Genomic DNA, 16,306 nt, shown 5'->3' on the forward strand with positions numbered 1-16,306 from the left:
TTCTCAAGGAACGGACGCTTCCTTCAGACCCTTTTCATGGGGCCCTCCGGGCGCTTCCCTTCGGTCTTGCGTTTCCAACCCTACCAGACTCTTTTCCCGTTCCGTTTCCGGTGAGGAATTCGAATCCAGTGACCGCTGGAGAGGTCTTTTGCCTTTCGGCTGGCCCGACTTTATCAGAGATTCTGAGTCGGAATTCCCGCTCCGTTCGGGAGAACCTTCCGGGCGCACAAGTACGCCGGGTTCCCGTTGGGCGGAGCCGTAAACGTACTGGAGCGGGGCGCCCCGATGCAAATCGAGGGCCCCGCTCCAGGTCGACGGCGTCAGACCTCGACGACGACGGGGAGGATCATCGGGCGTCGGCGGTAGGTGTCCGAGACCCACTTGCCCACCGAGCGGCGGATCAGCTGCTGGAGTTGGTGGGGCTCCACCACGCCGTCCTGGGCGGACTTGTTCAGGGCTTCCTCGATCTTCGGGATGACGGCGTTGAGGGCCGAGTCCTCGATGCCGGAGCCGCGGGCATGGATGTGCGGGCCGGCGGTGATCTTGCCGGTGGTGCTGTCCACGACCACAAAGACCGAGATGATGCCCTCGTCGCCGAGGATGCGGCGGTCCTTGAGGGAGGTCTCGGTGACATCGCCGACCGAGAGGCCGTCGACGTAGACATAGCCCGCCTGGACCTTGCCGACGATCTTGGCCTTGCCATCGACGAGGTCGACGACGACACCGTCCTCGGCGATGACGATGTGGTCCTTCGGGACGCCCGTCAGCGCGCCGAGTTCGGCATTGGCGCGCAGGTGGCGCCATTCGCCGTGGACCGGCATCAGGTTCTTCGGCTTGCAGATGTTGTAGAAGTACAACAGCTCGCCGGCCGAGGCGTGGCCCGAGACGTGGACCTTGGCGTTGCCCTTGTGGACGACGTTGGCGCCCCACCGGGTCAGGCCGTTGATCACGCGGTAGACCGCATTCTCGTTGCCCGGGATGAGGGACGAGGCCAGGATCACCGTGTCGCCCTGGACGATGCGGATCTGGTGGTCGCGGTTGGCCATCCGGGAGAGCGCGGCCATCGGCTCGCCCTGGGATCCCGTGCAGACCAGCACGATCTCGTGGTCCGGGAGGTCGTCGAGGGTCTTGACGTCCACGACCAGACCGGCCGGAACCCGCAGATAGCCGAGATCGCGGGCGATGCCCATGTTGCGGACCATCGAGCGGCCGACGAAGGCCACGCGGCGGCCGTATTCGTGGGCCGCGTCGAGGATCTGCTGGATGCGGTGCACGTGGCTGGCGAAGCTCGCCACGATGATGCGCTTCTGGGCGTTCGCGAAGACCGTGCGCAGGACATTGGAGATGTCCTTCTCCGGCGGGACGAAGCCCGGGACCTCGGCGTTCGTCGAGTCGGAGAGGAGAATGTCGATGCCCTCCTCGCTGAGCCGCGCGAAGGCATGCAGGTCGGTCAGGCGGCCGTCCAGCGGGAGCTGGTCCATCTTGAAGTCGCCGGTGTGGACCGCCATGCCCGCGGGGGTGCGGATGGCGACCGCAAGGGCGTCCGGGATGGAGTGGTTGACCGCGATGAACTCGCAGTCGAAGGGACCGATGCGCTCGCGGTGGCCCTCGGTGACTTCGAGGGTGTACGGGCGGATTCGGTGCTCCTGGAGCTTTGCCTCGATCAGGGCGAGGGTCAGCTTGGAGCCGATCAGCGGGATGTCCGGCTTCAGGCGGAGCAGGTACGGGACGGCGCCGATGTGGTCCTCGTGGCCGTGCGTGAGCACGATGCCGTCGACGTCGTCGAGACGGTCCCGGATGGTGGTGAAGTCCGGCAGGATCAGGTCGATACCGGGCTGCTCCTCCTCGGGGAAGAGGACGCCGCAGTCGACGATGAGCAGCCGGCCGTCGTACTCGAAGACCGTCATGTTTCGGCCGATCTCGCCGAGACCGCCGAGTGGGGTGATGCGCAGGCCGCCCTTGGGGAGCTTCGGCGGGGCGCCGAGTTCAGGATGCGGATGACTCAAAAGACTCTCCTCACCACGCACGCCACGTACCGCTGCGGCACGTGGCGTACATGACATTCGTGCACTTGCTGTTGTCTGTGTCCGGCCGTTTTGGTCGGATTACTTCGCGTATTCAGTTGTGAAGTCTGGGTTTGAAGCCGTTCAGGCCGTTGCGGCCATTCGGGATGTTCAGAGCTGTACCCCACCGGCAGCGAGGTCGATCTTGAGCTGCGCGGTTTCCTCCGGGGAGAGCTCCACCAGGGGGAGCCGGAGCGGTCCGGCCGGGAGGCCCTGGAGGGCCAGTGCCGCCTTGGTGGTGATGACGCCCTGGGTGCGGAACATTCCGGTGAAGACCGGGAGCAGCTGCTGGTGGATCTCGGTGGCCTTCTGGACGTCACCGGTGATGTGGGCGTCGAGGAGGGCGCGGAGCTCGGGGGTGACCACATGGCCGACGACCGAGACGAAGCCGACGGCGCCGACCGAGAGCAGCGGGAGGTTGAGCATGTCGTCGCCGGAATACCAGGCGAGACCGCTGCGGGCGATGGCCCAGCTGGCGCGGCCGAGGTCGCCCTTGGCGTCCTTGTTGGCCACTATGCGCGGGTGGTCGGCAAGGCGTACGAGCGTCTCGGTGTCGATCGGGACGCCGCTGCGGCCGGGAATGTCGTAGAGCATCACGGGCAGTTCCGTCGCGTCGGCGATGGCCGAGAAGTGACGGTACAGGCCCTCCTGCGGGGGCTTGTTGTAATACGGCGTCACGGCGAGCAGGCCGTGCGCGCCGGCGCGCTCGGCGGTGCGGGCGAGCTCGATGCTGTGGCGGGTGTCGTTGGTGCCGATGCCGGCGACGACATGGGCCCGGTCTCCGACCGCTTCCAGCACGGCCCGTACGAGCTGGTCTTTCTCCGCGTCGCTGGTGGTCGGCGACTCACCGGTGGTGCCGTTGATGATCAGGCCGTCATTGCCTGCGTCCGCCAGATGGGCGGCCAGTCGCTGGGCACCGGCGAGGTCAAGTGCGCCGTCCGCCGTGAAGGGCGTGACCATAGCGGTGAGGACCCGCCCGAAGGGGGTCTGCGGAGTGGAGATCGGAGCCATGGGTAACACGCTACTCGCTGCTCAGTACGCAGTGTCCCCTCGGGGGACGTGATGTACAAGGTGGCATGAGGAGCCCGGCACTGCCTGCTCGGGGGTTCAAGCAGTGCCGGGTCCGTTTGATCAGCCTAGATGAACTTCATGAAACACCGCAATGCGGACACTTCGCCGGGCTGTCCGTACATCTGTGCTCTACGGGTGCTCGGCGGGTACACGGCGGGTCCTCTGCGGGCGCCTACGGAGCCACGCGGCCGTTCGCATTGAAGGCGGCGTACGTGAGCGGCATGAGCTTCGCCCAGTGCTGCTCCATCTTCTCGCCGACCATTTCGATCTCCCGCTGCGGGAAGGACCCGACCTTCGCCAGCTCATGCTGGGTGCGCAGGCCGAGGAAGTGCATGAGTGAACGGGCGTTGCAGGTCGCGTACATGGAGGAGAACAGGCCGACCGGGAGGACGGCACGGGCGACCTCGCGGGCAATGCCCTCGGCCAGCATCTCCTGGTACGTCTCGTACGAGCGACGATACGAGTCGATCATGGCTTCGGACACGACCTTGTGCTGCTCCGGGGAGCCATCGATGAAGACGTACTTTCCGGGGCGGCCCTCCTGTACGAGCTTGCGGTCCTGGCCGGGGACGTAGAAGACCGGCTGCAGCTCGCGGTAGCGGCCGGACTCCTCGTTGTAGGACCAGCCGACCCGGTGCCGCATGAACTCGCGGAAGACGAAGATCGGGGCGCTGATGAAGAAGGTCATCGAGTTGTGCTCGAAGGGGCTGCCGTGGCGGTCGCGCATCAGGTAGTTGATGAGCCCCTTGGAGCGCTCGGGGTCCTTGTGGAGCTCCTCCAGAGACTGCTCGCCTGCCGTGGAGACTCGGGCGGCCCACAGCACGTCGGAGTCGCCGGCGGTGTGCTTCACCAGCTCGACGGTGACATCGCTGCGGAAGCTCGGCGTGGCTGTCTCGATGGGGGTGTCGGGCACCAGGGGTCCTTCCGGTTGAACGCTTCGGCGCCCACTTTAACGAGGGAACGCCGTGGCAGTATCTCGGCCCCCTTTGAACATTTCAGGTAACTCGGGCACCAAATGACAGTTTTTGACGTCAGTACCAGTAGAAGTGTCCTGTCACTAGATTCCAACCCCAGATTCCAAGGAGAGTGCCCTGATGTTCCGCCGGGGAGAGGCCGTCCCGTTCGCTTTCGTCGCCGAGGCCGACCGCTTCCGCAGTAACGTCACTCAGCCGCCCCGTGAGCGGCTGAGCGTCTCTGACCTCGCGGGCCGTACGCTGGTCGGGCTGACCATCGTCTCCGGACTCGTTGGCTCCCTGCTTTTCGGGCTTCCCGCGCTGGATTCCGGCCAGGCGCCGGGGCATTCGCAGCAGTCCGAGGCGTCCGAGAGGCGCTGACTCGTACGGCCCCCTGGGGTGGTCGGTCAGATGCCTCCTCGGTAGCCTCACCGGGCACAGCCCAACCGAGTGTGCTGGTGAGTGAGGATCAGTCGTGCCCCTGCCTTTTCTGACGGCCGACCGTGCATTTGGCACGACCGATGACGACGTCGCGCTGCCCTTCGACGACCACGACCACTGGCGGCGTCCGTACCGTCCGGGGCCCTGGCGGGTCGCCGCGGCGGCGTTGCTGCTGCTGCTCGCCTCGTTCGTCCTCATCGCAGCGATGATCATCGCGTTTGCCGGTGCGCTGCCGGGCGCGGGCGCGTGCCTCGGTCTGGGTCTCATACTGATCTTCGCGGCGCTGCGGCTGCTGCGCGCGGGCGTCTGGGTCAGCCGCCACGGAGTGCGGCGCGTGAACTTCTTCTCGACCACCACGGTGCCGTGGAACCACGCTGCCGCGCTGCGTACCGTTCAGCAGCCGGTCCGCTGGCTCGGGCTGCCGCGAACCGTGCAGGGGCAGGCGCTCGTCGTCGTACGGCAGAGCGGTGAGCCACTGCCCCTGCTGACCGATCACAACGCGGACTTCCTGTCGCGTCCCGAGGCCTTCGACCGGGCTGCGGACACGGTCGAGGCCTGGGGCGCGGAGTACCGGACCGCCTAGGTCTGGGCCGGGGCCGGCCTGCCGTCGTGCAGTGCGATCGCCCGCTGCATCGCCTTACGGGCGCGCGGGGTGTCCCGGGCGTCGTGGTAGGCAACGGCAAGACGGAACCAGCAGCGCCAGTCGTCCGGTGAATCCTCGGTCTCCGCTCGACGCCTGGCGAAGACCTCGTCGGCCGAGTCGCGGTCGATGCGCCCGCCTGCCGTACGCCTCGACTCGTCGACCGGCAGGCCGCCTTCGGCCTCCAACTCGCGGGCCAGCCGATGAGCATTGCGCGCGAACCGCGTGTTGTGCCAGAGGAACCACACGCCGACGCACGGCAGCAGGAAGGCCACCGCGCCCATCCCCATCGCGGCCGGCTCGCCGGTCAGCATGAGGAGCACACCCTCCAGCGCCACCACGCCGAAGACGATGACCAGCACGGTGGCGAAGAAGAAGTACGTGATCTTTCCGCCCATGGCCGTCAGCCCAGGTCGAGGAAGTGTTCCAGGCCGAAGGTGAGGCCTGGGGTGGACACCACGCGGCGGACGCCGAGCAGGATGCCCGGCATGAAGCTGCTGTGGTGCAGGGAGTCGTGCCGGATCGTGAGCGTCTCGCCCTCGCCGCCGAGCAGGACTTCCTGGTGGGCGAGCAGGCCGCGCAGGCGGATGGCGTGCACCGGGACACCGTCCACGTCAGCGCCGCGGGCGCCGTCCAGGGCGGTCACGGTGGCGTCGGGCTGCGGGGCGCAGCCAGCCTCCGCGCGGGCCGCCGCGATGAGTTGGGCGGTGCGGGTGGCGGTGCCGGAGGGCGCGTCGGCCTTGTTCGGGTGGTGCAGTTCCACGACCTCGACGGACTCGAAGTAACGCGCCGCCTGCTGCGCGAACTTCATGGTGAGGACCGCGCCGATGGAGAAGTTCGGCGCGATGAGCACACCGGTCTGTGGGGATGCGGCGAGCGAGGTGTTCAGCTGCGCGAGGCGTTCGTCGGTCCAGCCGGTGGTGCCGACGACCGCGTGAATGCCATGGCGTACGCAGAAGTCGAGATTGCCCATCACCGAGGCCGGGGTGGTCAGTTCGACCACGACCTGGGCGCCGGCCTCCACGAGGGCTTCCAGCTTGTCGCCCCGGCCGAGGGTCGCGACCAGTTCCATGTCGTCGGCGGCTTCGACGGCTCGTACCGCTTCCGAGCCGATACGTCCCTTGGCGCCGAGAACGGCCACGCGCAGCTTGCTCATTGCTCTTTCCTTAGGGGTTGGGAGACCGCTTCTAGGAGACCGCTTCATGGAGGCGGTCCGCCTGCTTGTCCTTGAGCGGGCCGATCACCGACAGCGAGGGGCGGTGTCCCAGCACCTCGCCGGCCACCGCACGTACCTCGTCGGGGGTGACGGCGGCTATCCGGGCGAGCATGTCGTCGACCGACATCTGCGCTCCCCAGCACAGTTCGCTCTTGCCGATTCGGTTCATCAGCGCGCCGGTGTCCTCCAGGCCCAGCACGGTGGAGCCGGAGAGCTGGCCCACGGCGCGGCCGATCTCCTCGTCCGACAGACCGTCCGAGGCGACCCGGTCGAGCTCGTCGCGGCAGATCTTCAGGACGTCGTGGACCTGGCTGGGGCGGCAGCCCGCGTAGACGCCGAAGAGGCCGGTGTCGGCGAAGCCCGAGGTGTACGAGTACACGCTGTAGGCGAGGCCCCGCTTCTCCCGCACCTCCTGGAACAGGCGCGACGACATGCCTCCGCCGAGGGCGGTGTTGAGCACGCCGAGCGCCCAGCGGCGCTCGTCGGTGCGGGCCAGGCCCGGCGTGCCGAGGACGACATGGGCCTGCTCGGTCTTGCGGTTCAGGAGCTCGACGCGGCCGGCGGTGCGGATGCTCCGCGAACCGTCGCGGGGAGGGGTCGGGGCCGCGTCCGTACGGGACAGGGCGCCGGCCTTCTCGAAGGCCTTGCGGACCTGGCGTACGACCGTGGCGTGATCGACGTTGCCCGCGGCGGCGACGACCAGGTGCGTCGGGTCGTAGTGCTTCTTGTAGAAGCGCCGGATGCGGTCGGCGGTCAGCGCGTTGATGGTGTCGACAGTGCCGAGGACCGGGCGGCCGAGGGGGGTGTCGCCGAGCATGGTGTGCGCGAACAGATCGTGCACACAGTCGCCCGGGTCGTCCTCGGTCATCGCGATCTCTTCGAGGATGACGCCGCGCTCGGCGTCGACGTCCTCCTGCAGAATCAGCGAGCCGGTGAGCATGTCGCAGACCACGTCGATGGCGAGCGGCAGATCGGTGTCGAGCACCCGCGCGTAGTAGCAGGTGTACTCCTTCGCCGTGAAGGCGTTCATCTCGCCGCCGACGGCGTCGAGGGCGGAGGAGATGTCGAGGGCGGAGCGCTTGTGCGTGCCCTTGAACAGGAGGTGCTCGAGGTAGTGCGTGGCGCCGTTCAGGGACGGCGTCTCGTCGCGGGAGCCGACGTTCGCCCAGATCCCGAAGGTGGCGGAGCGTACGGACGGCAGGGTCTCGGTGACGACGCGGAGGCCGCCGGGGAGGACGGTGCAGCGGACCGTGCCGATGCCGTTCTCGCCCTTGAGAAGCGTTTGGGTACGGGCGACGGCCCGCGCCTCCGAAGAGGTGCGGGCCGTCGTCCTGGAACTACGGGACGTCACTTGTCGGTGTCGTCCTTCTGGTCGTCGCCCTCTTCACCCTCGATGACCGGGATGAGGGAGAGCTTGCCGCGGGAGTCGATCTCGGCGATCTCGACCTGGACCTTGGAGCCCACCGCAAGCACGTCCTCGACGTTCTCCACGCGCTTGCCACCGGCGAGCTTGCGGATCTGCGAGATGTGCAGCAGGCCGTCCTTGCCCGGGAGCAGGGACACGAACGCACCGAAGGTGGTCGTCTTGACGACCGTGCCCAGGTAGCGCTCGCCGACCTCCGGCATGGTCGGGTTGGCGATGCCGTTGATCGTGGCGCGGGCGGCCTCGGCGGCCGGTCCGTCGGCGGCACCGATGTAGATGGTGCCGTCGTCCTCGATCGTGATGTCGGCGCCGGTGTCCTCCTGGATCTGGTTGATCATCTTGCCCTTGGGGCCGATGACCTCACCGATCTTGTCCACCGGGATCTTGACGGTGATGATCCGCGGGGCGTTCGGGGACATCTCGTCCGGGACGTCGATGGCCTCGTTCATCACATCGAGGATGTGGAGGCGGGCGTCGCGGGCCTGCTTCAGCGCGGCGGCCAGGACCGAGGCGGGGATGCCGTCGAGCTTGGTGTCGAGCTGGAGCGCGGTGACGAAGGTCTTCGTACCGGCGACCTTGAAGTCCATGTCACCGAAGGCGTCCTCCGCACCGAGGATGTCGGTGAGGGTGACGTAGTGGGTCTCGCCCTCGATCTCCTGGGAGATCAGGCCCATGGCGATACCGGCGACGGGGGCCTTGAGCGGCACACCGGCGTTCAGCAGCGACATGGTGGAGGCGCAGACCGAGCCCATCGACGTGGAGCCGTTGGAGCTCAGCGCCTCGGAGACCTGGCGGATGGCGTACGGGAACTCCTCGCGCGTCGGCAGCACCGGCACGAGCGCGCGCTCGGCCAGGGCGCCGTGGCCGATCTCGCGGCGCTTCGGCGAACCGACGCGGCCGGTCTCACCGGTGGAGTACGGCGGGAAGTTGTAGTTGTGCATGTAGCGCTTGCGGGTCACCGGGGAAAGGGTGTCCAGCTGCTGCTCCATGCGGAGCATGTTGAGGGTGGTGACGCCCAGGATCTGGGTCTCGCCACGCTCGAACAGCGCCGAGCCGTGCACGCGCGGGATGGCCTCGACCTCGGCGGCGAGCGTACGGATGTCCGTGACGCCACGGCCGTCGATGCGGACCTTCTCCTTGATGACGCGCTCGCGCACCAGGGTCTTGGTCAGCGAGCGGTAGGCGGCGGAGATCTCCTTCTCGCGGCCCTCGAACTGCGGGAGCAGCTTCTCGCCGGCCAGCGCCTTGACGCGGTCCAGCTCGGCCTCGCGCTCCTGCTTGCCGGCGATGGTGAGCGCCTGGGCGAGCTCGCTCTTGACCGCGGCGGTCAGCGCCTCGAGGACGTCGTCCTCGTAGTCGAGGAAGATCGGGAACTCGCCGGTCGGCTTGGCGGCCTTGGCGGCGAGGTCCGACTGCGCCTTGCAGAGGACCTTGATGAAGGGCTTCGCGGCCTCGAGACCGGCGGCCACGATCTCCTCGGTCGGCGCCTCGGCGCCGCCCTTGACGAGCTCGATGGTCTTCTCGGTGGCCTCGGCCTCGACCATCATGATCGCGACGTCGCCGTCCTCCAGGACGCGACCGGCGACCACCATGTCGAAGACGGCGTCCTCGAGCTCGGTGTGCGTCGGGAAGGCGACCCACTGGCCCTTGATCAGGGCGACACGGGTGCCGCCGATCGGGCCGGAGAAGGGCAGGCCGGCCAGCTGCGTGGAGCAGGAGGCGGCGTTGATCGCGACCACGTCGTACAGGTGGTCGGGGTTGAGCGCCATGATCGTCTCGACGACCTGGATCTCATTGCGCAGGCCCTTCTTGAAGGACGGGCGCAGGGGGCGGTCGATCAGGCGGCAGGTGAGGATCGCGTCCTCGGAGGGCCGGCCCTCACGACGGAAGAAGGAGCCGGGGATCTTGCCGGCTGCGTACATCCGCTCCTCGACGTCCACCGTCAGGGGGAAGAAGTCGAGCTGGTCCTTGGGCTTCTTGGAAGCGGTGGTGGCCGACAGCACCATGGTGTCGTCGTCCAGGTAGGCGACGGCGGAGCCGGCGGCCTGACGGGCCAGTCGGCCCGTCTCGAAGCGGATGGTGCGGGTGCCGAAGGAACCGTTGTCAATGACGGCCTCGGCGTAGTGGGTCTCGTTCTCCACTAGCGTTTTCTCCTCGTCTTCGTCCCCTCGCCCGTGTGGCGGGGGACGGTGGCCGAGAAGCTCTCGTTCTGCGGGCCGGTCTTCGATCGAAGCACCCGGGGCTTGGTTCTCCGGGGGCCACTACCGAGGACCGGCGGCGGGGAGGCAGCTTCTCGTTCGTTCGGTATTGCGTTGTTCCGGTATTGCGTTGTGCGACCAGACTAAATGCCGTCCGGTACGTCGCGCACGTACAGCAAAGGGAGCGGCCCCCTAAGAGTGGGAACCGCTCCCTTCACGGCGTCTTACTTGGCACCGCCGGCCGCACCGCGGCGGATGCCGAGGCGGTCGACCAGCGCACGGAAGCGCTGGATGTCCTTCTTGGCCAGGTACTGCAGCAGGCGGCGGCGCTGGCCCACCAGGATCAGCAGACCACGGCGGGAGTGGTGGTCGTGCTTGTGGGTCTTGAGGTGCTCGGTCAGGTCCGAGATACGGCGGGACAGCATCGCGACCTGGACCTCGGGGGAGCCGGTGTCGCCCTCCTTGGTGCCGAACTCGGCCATGATCTGCTTCTTCGTAGCGGCGTCGAGAGACACTCGGTACTCCTTTTTAGTGTTCGATGCGCCCACGAGTGCCCCTGGTCTTGATCTCAGGGGAGCTTCCGTTACTCGGAGGCGAAGGTCCGATGAGCGCAGACCGCAGAGCCCTGAGAGAGCTCCGGAGGTCGCGTACACAAACGGCCGTCACACAGCGTACCAGCCCCCGGGAGCGCTTCTTACTTGCTGGTCAGCGAGCGGGCCGCGTTGAAGACGTCGAGTACGGCCAGGCAGAGCGGGACCAGCGACAGCAGCACCGCGCTCTCGGCGAGGTCGAGCAGGCGGCCCCAGAAGGGCGAGAGGCCCTTCTTCGGGATGACCAGGCCGATCGCGGTGATCAGGGCGGCGCCGGCGGCGACGGCCGCGGTCAGCCAGATCGTACGGATGTCCAGGCCGCCCCGGTCGCTGTACATCAGGAGGTCCTTGACCAGGTCCACCGGCGGGTTCAGGGACAGGCCGAGGACCAGCAGCGCGATCGCGGCGATGCCGGCGACCAGGGTGCATGCGACCTGCGAGGTGTAGCGGAAGAGTCGGGCGCGCAGCAGCATCGCGAGGCCTGCGGCGAGAGCGAGGAGCTGGCCCCACAGGCTGCTGGAGAAGCCGAGTACGGCGGCGCAGCCGACGACGACCGCGGCGCAGCCGCCGACCAGGCCGAGAAGCATCTCGTGGCCGCGGCGGGCCTGGGCGGCGATCCGCTCGGCATCGACGGGCTGGGCGTCCGGGGTCTCGCTGAGGTCGGCGTCGAAATCGTCGTCGGCAGCGCTGCGCGGGGACGCGTAGCCGATGGGGAGGCGCGCGAAGCGGGCCGAGAGGCCGGGCAGGAAGGCGACCAGGGCGATGGCGACCGGGGCGACGACGGAGGCGGTCTCGGTTGCCGTGGACTCGGTGAGGATCGCCATGAAGGTGGCGAGGGTGCCGGTGGCGCCCAGGAAGGTGGCCGCGACGAAGGGGGCGTCGCCGCTCGGGGTGAGCGCGACGAGGGTGACCGAGGCGACCAGCACGGTCACGCAGCCGAGCAGGAACTGCAGACGCCCGGGACCGTCGCCGGCGTCCGGGCCGATGATCCCGGAGCCCGCGATGAGCAGCAGCGGCAGCGCGCCGAGTCCGAGGGCGACGGCGGTGGCCCGGTCCCCGTACACCCGGGCCCGGACGCCCGCGAAGGCGGTGAGCAGCAGTCCGGCCGCGCCCGCGATGATGCCGGGCAGGCTGTGCATGTCGTGGCGGACCGGGTCGGCGAACCAGAGCACGAAGCCCATCAGGACCAGCAGCAGGACACCGCCCACGAGGCCTGCGCCGCGCAGCAGTTCGTCGCTCCACAGATGCCGGTCGCGCGTCACGGCGGAGGCGACGGCATCGGAGACGTCGTCGAAGACGGCGGGCGGCAGCGACTCGGCGAAGGGGCGCAGGCTGAGCACTTCGCCGTCGAGGACCTGTTGGGCGGCGAGTGAGCGGGCGCCGTCGAGTACGGTGCCGTCGCGGCGCACCAGGTGATAGCCCGTCGGAGTGCCCGCGGACTGGGTCTGGCCGGTGAGGCGGAGTATTTCCGGGTAGACGTCGGCGACGGCGATGTCCTCCGGGAGGGCGACATCTATACGGCTGTCCGGCGCCACGACTGTGACGCGGCAGAAGCCGGTCGCTGCGGTCGTACTCACGTTCTGGACCCCCTGATTCGCGGTTGCGCACGGTGCGCGCGCCACCCTACCGGGACACGCCGGGTCGGTCTGCAAGTAGGATCACCGTCGCGCGGAGGGAGGCCGTCGCCACGGGGGCGTCGGTGCGGAACCTGCCCGTCCGTCTTGGGTCCGTATCGAGGGATTGATGCTCCGGTGAGCCAGATCGTCGTTAAACGCCCGCCGAGGTCACTGCCGCCTGAAGTGCCCACGGAGGAACTGGCTCTGGAGGCTCCTCCGGAGCTGCCGAGGGGTCAGCAGGAGGGCATGCTGATGCAGATCCTGCCGGTCCTCGGCATGGGCTCGTCAGTGGTCTTCTTCTTCTCGCCGCAGGCACCTCCGTTCATGCGGATCATGGGTGTCCTGATGCTGGTCTCGACTGTTGGCATGGTCGTCGCACAGGTCGTCAGATTCCGCCGCGGTACGCAGGGGCAAATGGCCGATGTCCGCCGCGACTACCTCAAATACCTCGCGCAGACACGGCGTACTGTGCGCAAGACCGCGCGCAAGCAGCGTGACGCCCAGCTGTATATGCACCCCTCCCCCGAGCAGTTGTGGTCGGTGGTGGCCGAGGGCTCGCGGGTGTGGGAACGCCGCGTGGGCGACAAGGACTTCGGGCAGGTGCGCGTCGGGCTCGGCGCACAGCAGCTGGCGACGCCGCTGATCGCGCCGGACACCGCGCCGGTTGACGAGCTGGAGCCGCTGTCGGCCGGTGCGATGCAGCAGTTCCTGGCTGTGCACGGCTCGTTGGACGGGCTGCCGATGGCGGTCTCGATACGCGCCTTCTACCACGTGACGGTCTCCGGTGAGCCGGAGTCGGCGCAGTCCGCGGCGCGGGCGCTGGTCTCCCAGCTGGTGACGCTGCACTCGCCCGAGGACCTGATGGTCGCGGTGGTGGCGGCACCGGGCGCGGTCGCGCGCTGGGACTGGACGAAGTGGCTGCCGCACACGCAGGTTCCGGGGCAGGTGGACGGCGCCGGTACGAAGCGGCTGTTCGGCGACGACCTCGGTGAGCTGGAGCAGCTGCTGCACAGCAGGCTCGACGGGCGGCCGCGGTTCAGCCGGGACAACCAGCCGGTGATGGACCAGCCGCACGTCGTCGTCGTACTGGACGGCGGGATGGTGCCGCCGGACTCGCTGTTCGCGGCGGCCGAGGGGCTGCAGGGCGTCACCATCGTCGAGGTCGTCTCCGGCGATCTGGATGAGCCGCGCGGCGGTCTTTCGGTGGTCGTCCGTCCCGGGCGGCTGCGTCTGGAGTCCGGGCACCGGGTGGCGTACGAGGGTGTGCCGGACGGGATTTCGCTGCCGGCCGCCGAGGCGCTGGCGCGTCAGCTGGCGCCGCTGCGGATGGGTGGGGGCGACGACGACGAACCGCTGCTCGCCAACCTGGACTTCACCGATCTGCTGAACCTGGGCGACGCCGCATCCATCGATGTGGCCCGCACGTGGCGGCCGCGGTCGGTGGCCGAGCGGCTGCGGGTGCCGATCGGCGTCGGCGAGGACGGTCAGCCGGTGATGCTCGACCTCAAGGAGGCCGCGCAGGAGGGCATGGGACCGCACGGTCTGTGTGTCGGCGCGACCGGTTCCGGCAAGTCGGAGCTGCTGCGCACCCTGGTGCTCGGTCTCGCGGTCACGCATACGTCGGAGACCCTGAACTTCGTCCTCGCGGACTTCAAGGGCGGTGCGACCTTCACGGGAATGTCGCAGATGCCGCATGTCGCCGCCGTCATCACCAACCTGGCGGACGACCTCACCCTGGTCGACCGTATGGGTGACGCGATCCGCGGTGAACTGCAGCGCCGGCAGGAGCTGCTGCGCTCGGCGGGCAACTACGCCAACATCCACGACTACGAGAAGGCGCGCGCCGCGGGCGCACCGCTGGAGCCGCTCGCCTCGCTCGTCCTCGTCATCGACGAGTTCTCCGAACTCCTCACCGCCAAGCCCGACTTCATCGACATGTTCATCCAGATCGGCCGGATCGGCCGTTCGCTGGGTGTGCATCTGCTGCTCGCCTCGCAGCGCCTGGAGGAGGGCAAGCTGCGCGGCCTGGACACCTATCTCTCGTACCGGATCGGTCTGCGGACCTTCTCGGCGGCCGAGTCGCGTACGGCGATCGGTGTGCCCGACGCGTACCACCTGCCGTCGGTGCCCGGCTCCGGCTACCTGAAGTTCGGCACGGATGAGATGACCCGCTTCAAGGCGGCGTACGTCTCCGGCACGTACCGCACCGGCGGTCCGGATCTGTCGGTGGGTCAGCTGCCGATCGAGCGGCGGCCCGCGGTCTTCACCGCGGCGCCGGTGCCCGTGGTGTACGCGGCTCCCGATCCGGCGGCCGTGGCCGCTGCCCGTACCGCCGAGGACGAGGCGCTCGCGGACACCGTGCTGGATGTGATCGTGCGCAGGCTGGAGGGGCAGGGCGTGCCCGCCCACCAGGTGTGGCTGCCGCCGCTGGACCAGGCGCCGACGCTGGACCAGCTGCTGCCGGGTCTCGCGCCGACCGCGGAGCGCGGTCTCACCGCGACCGAGTACACGCGCCCCGGCGGACTCACCGTCCCGCTCGGTCTGATCGACAAGCCCTTCGAACAGCGCCGCGAGGTGCTGTACCGGGACTTCTCCGGCGCAGCGGGCCACATGATGGTCGTCGGCGGTCCGCAGTCCGGCAAGTCGACGCTGATGCGGACGCTGATCTCGTCGTTCGCGCTCACCCACACCCCGAGCGAAGTGCAGTTCTACGCGCTGGACTTCGGCGGTGGCGGCCTGTCCTCGCTCTCCGACCTGCCGCATGTGGGCGGTGTCGCCTCCCGCCTCGACCCGGAGCGGGTGCGCCGAGCGGTCGCCGAGGTGATGGGCGTACTGAACCGGCGCGAGGAGTTCTTCCGCGCCAACAACATCGACTCCATCGCCACCTACCGGCGCAAGCGTGCCGCGGGCGAACTGCCCGGAGAGGCATGGGGAGACGTCTTCCTGGTCATCGACGGCTGGGGCGGTTTCAAGAACGACTACGAGATGCTGGAGCCGGTCGTCGCCGACCTCACGGCGCGCGGTCTGGGCTACGGCATCCATGTCGTCATCACCGCCGCCCGCTATATGGAGGTGCGTGCGGCGCTCAAGGACCAGATGCTGGGGCGGCTCGAGCTGCGCCTCGGTGATGTCATGGACTCCGAGTTCGACCGCAAGGTCGCGGCGAACGTCCCGCCCGGTGTGCCGGGTCGTGGCCAGGTCCCGGAGAAGCTGCACTTCATGACGGCTCTGCCGCGTATCGACTCGATCAGCAGCTCCGGCGATCTGTCGGAGGGCACGGCGGCCTTCGTGCAGGCGGTCAAGGGGAATTGGTCGGGCGCCCCGGCGCCGGCCATCCGGCTGCTGCCACGCCGGCTGCCGGCCGAGCAGCTGCCGAAGGGCTTCGAGTACCCGCAGCACGGCATCGCGATCGGCATCGACGAGACAAACCTGGAGCCGGTGTTCGTCGACTTCGAGTCCGACCCGTTCCTCCTCATCTTCGGTGAGAGCGAGTCCGGCAAGACGGCGCTGCTGCGTCTGATCGCCAAGCAGATCTCCGAGCGCTACACCCCGGAGCAGGCGCGGATCGTGGTCGGCGACTACCGCCGCACGATGCTGGAGGCCGTGCCGTCGTCGCATCTCCTGGAGTACGCGCCGATGACATCGGCGATGCAGATGCACATGGACGCGATCAACACGGTCATGGGCAAGCGCGCGCCGAAGCCGGACATCACTCCGCAGCAGCTGCGCGACCGCAGCTGGTGGACGGGACCGCAGCTGTTCGTGCTCATCGACGACTACGAGCTGGTCGCCACCAACTCCGGCAACCCGCTCTCGGTGCTGGTGGAGAATCTGCCGTTCGCCCGTGACGTCGGCATCCGCTTCATCATCGCGCGCAGCGCCGCAGGAGCTTCACGAGCCATGTACGAATCATTCATGCAGCGGATCAAGGAGCTTGGCGCGCAAGGCGTTATTCTCTCCGGCGACCCGGGCGAGGGCGACATCCTCGGCAACGTCCGGGCGCGTCCGATGCCTCCGGGCCGTGGCACCTTCGTGTCGCGCAAGCGGGGCGCACCGCTGGTCCAGGTGGGCTGGCTGCCGGATCAGTAAGACGGA

General features: G+C 68.5%; 12 protein-coding genes. 3 read left to right on the forward strand and 9 right to left on the reverse strand.

Annotated features, from left to right (window positions below; all coding sequences use genetic code 11):
- Positions 1-320: 320 nt before the first annotated feature.
- The 3 genes from ACZ3H8_RS30140 to thyX all read right to left on the reverse strand — a co-directional run bounded on the left by ACZ3H8_RS30140 (position 321) and on the right by thyX (position 4,047).
- Positions 321-2,006, reverse strand: coding sequence for a ribonuclease J (locus tag ACZ3H8_RS30140; protein ID WP_467407314.1), 1,686 nt, complete (start codon positions 2,004-2,006; stop codon positions 321-323).
- Positions 2,007-2,174: 168 nt separating this feature from the next.
- Positions 2,175-3,074, reverse strand: coding sequence for a 4-hydroxy-tetrahydrodipicolinate synthase (gene dapA, locus ACZ3H8_RS30145; RefSeq protein ID WP_467407315.1), 900 nt, complete (start codon positions 3,072-3,074; stop codon positions 2,175-2,177).
- 232 nt (positions 3,075-3,306) lie between these two features.
- A complete protein-coding gene (thyX, locus tag ACZ3H8_RS30150) occupies positions 3,307-4,047 on the reverse strand; it encodes an FAD-dependent thymidylate synthase (protein WP_467407317.1) in 741 nt (246 codons plus the stop codon).
- A gap of 181 nt (positions 4,048-4,228) precedes the next feature.
- Between thyX and ACZ3H8_RS30155 the strand changes: the two genes are divergently transcribed.
- Both ACZ3H8_RS30155 and ACZ3H8_RS30160 read left to right on the forward strand, forming a co-directional pair.
- Positions 4,229-4,468 carry a hypothetical protein gene (locus ACZ3H8_RS30155; RefSeq protein ID WP_398993124.1) on the forward strand — a complete coding sequence of 80 codons (240 nt, stop codon included), beginning with the start codon at positions 4,229-4,231 and terminating at the stop codon, positions 4,466-4,468.
- A gap of 94 nt (positions 4,469-4,562) precedes the next feature.
- On the forward strand, positions 4,563-5,111 hold the full coding sequence (locus tag ACZ3H8_RS30160) for a hypothetical protein (RefSeq protein ID WP_467407318.1): 549 nt from the start codon (positions 4,563-4,565) through the stop codon (positions 5,109-5,111).
- On the opposite strand, the gene ACZ3H8_RS30165 is transcribed toward ACZ3H8_RS30160, so the two are convergent.
- From ACZ3H8_RS30165 to eccD, 6 genes are all read right to left on the reverse strand, one after another.
- Positions 5,108-5,566: a tetratricopeptide repeat protein gene (locus ACZ3H8_RS30165; RefSeq protein ID WP_467407319.1), complete on the reverse strand. Its 459-nt coding sequence runs from the start codon at positions 5,564-5,566 to the stop codon at positions 5,108-5,110. The two genes, ACZ3H8_RS30160 and ACZ3H8_RS30165, sit on opposite strands and share 4 nt — an antisense overlap.
- Positions 5,567-5,571: 5 nt before the next feature.
- The gene (dapB, locus tag ACZ3H8_RS30170) at positions 5,572-6,324 is read right to left on the reverse strand and encodes a 4-hydroxy-tetrahydrodipicolinate reductase (RefSeq protein ID WP_467407321.1); all 753 of its coding nucleotides are present in this window, start codon (positions 6,322-6,324) and stop codon (positions 5,572-5,574) included.
- Positions 6,325-6,355: 31 nt separating this feature from the next.
- Complete coding sequence (locus tag ACZ3H8_RS30175) at positions 6,356-7,735, reverse strand: M16 family metallopeptidase (RefSeq protein WP_467407322.1); 1,380 nt, start codon at positions 7,733-7,735, stop codon at positions 6,356-6,358.
- Positions 7,732-9,948, reverse strand: coding sequence for a polyribonucleotide nucleotidyltransferase (locus ACZ3H8_RS30180; protein WP_398993117.1), 2,217 nt, complete (start codon positions 9,946-9,948; stop codon positions 7,732-7,734). Before ACZ3H8_RS30180 ends, ACZ3H8_RS30175 begins: the two co-directional genes overlap by 4 nt.
- 281 nt (positions 9,949-10,229) lie before the next feature.
- Complete coding sequence (gene rpsO, locus ACZ3H8_RS30185) at positions 10,230-10,520, reverse strand: 30S ribosomal protein S15 (RefSeq protein WP_003958228.1); 291 nt, start codon at positions 10,518-10,520, stop codon at positions 10,230-10,232.
- A 179-nt stretch (positions 10,521-10,699) separates the two neighbouring features.
- A complete protein-coding gene (eccD, locus tag ACZ3H8_RS30190; RefSeq protein WP_467407324.1) occupies positions 10,700-12,172 on the reverse strand; it encodes a type VII secretion integral membrane protein EccD in 1,473 nt (490 codons plus the stop codon).
- A 174-nt stretch (positions 12,173-12,346) separates the two neighbouring features.
- On the opposite strand from eccD, the gene eccCa reads away from it, so the two are divergent.
- Positions 12,347-16,300, forward strand: coding sequence for a type VII secretion protein EccCa (eccCa, locus tag ACZ3H8_RS30195; protein ID WP_467407325.1), 3,954 nt, complete (start codon positions 12,347-12,349; stop codon positions 16,298-16,300).
- Positions 16,301-16,306: the final 6 nt, after the last annotated feature.

This window comes from Streptomyces sp. NPDC002868, assembly GCF_055563295.1.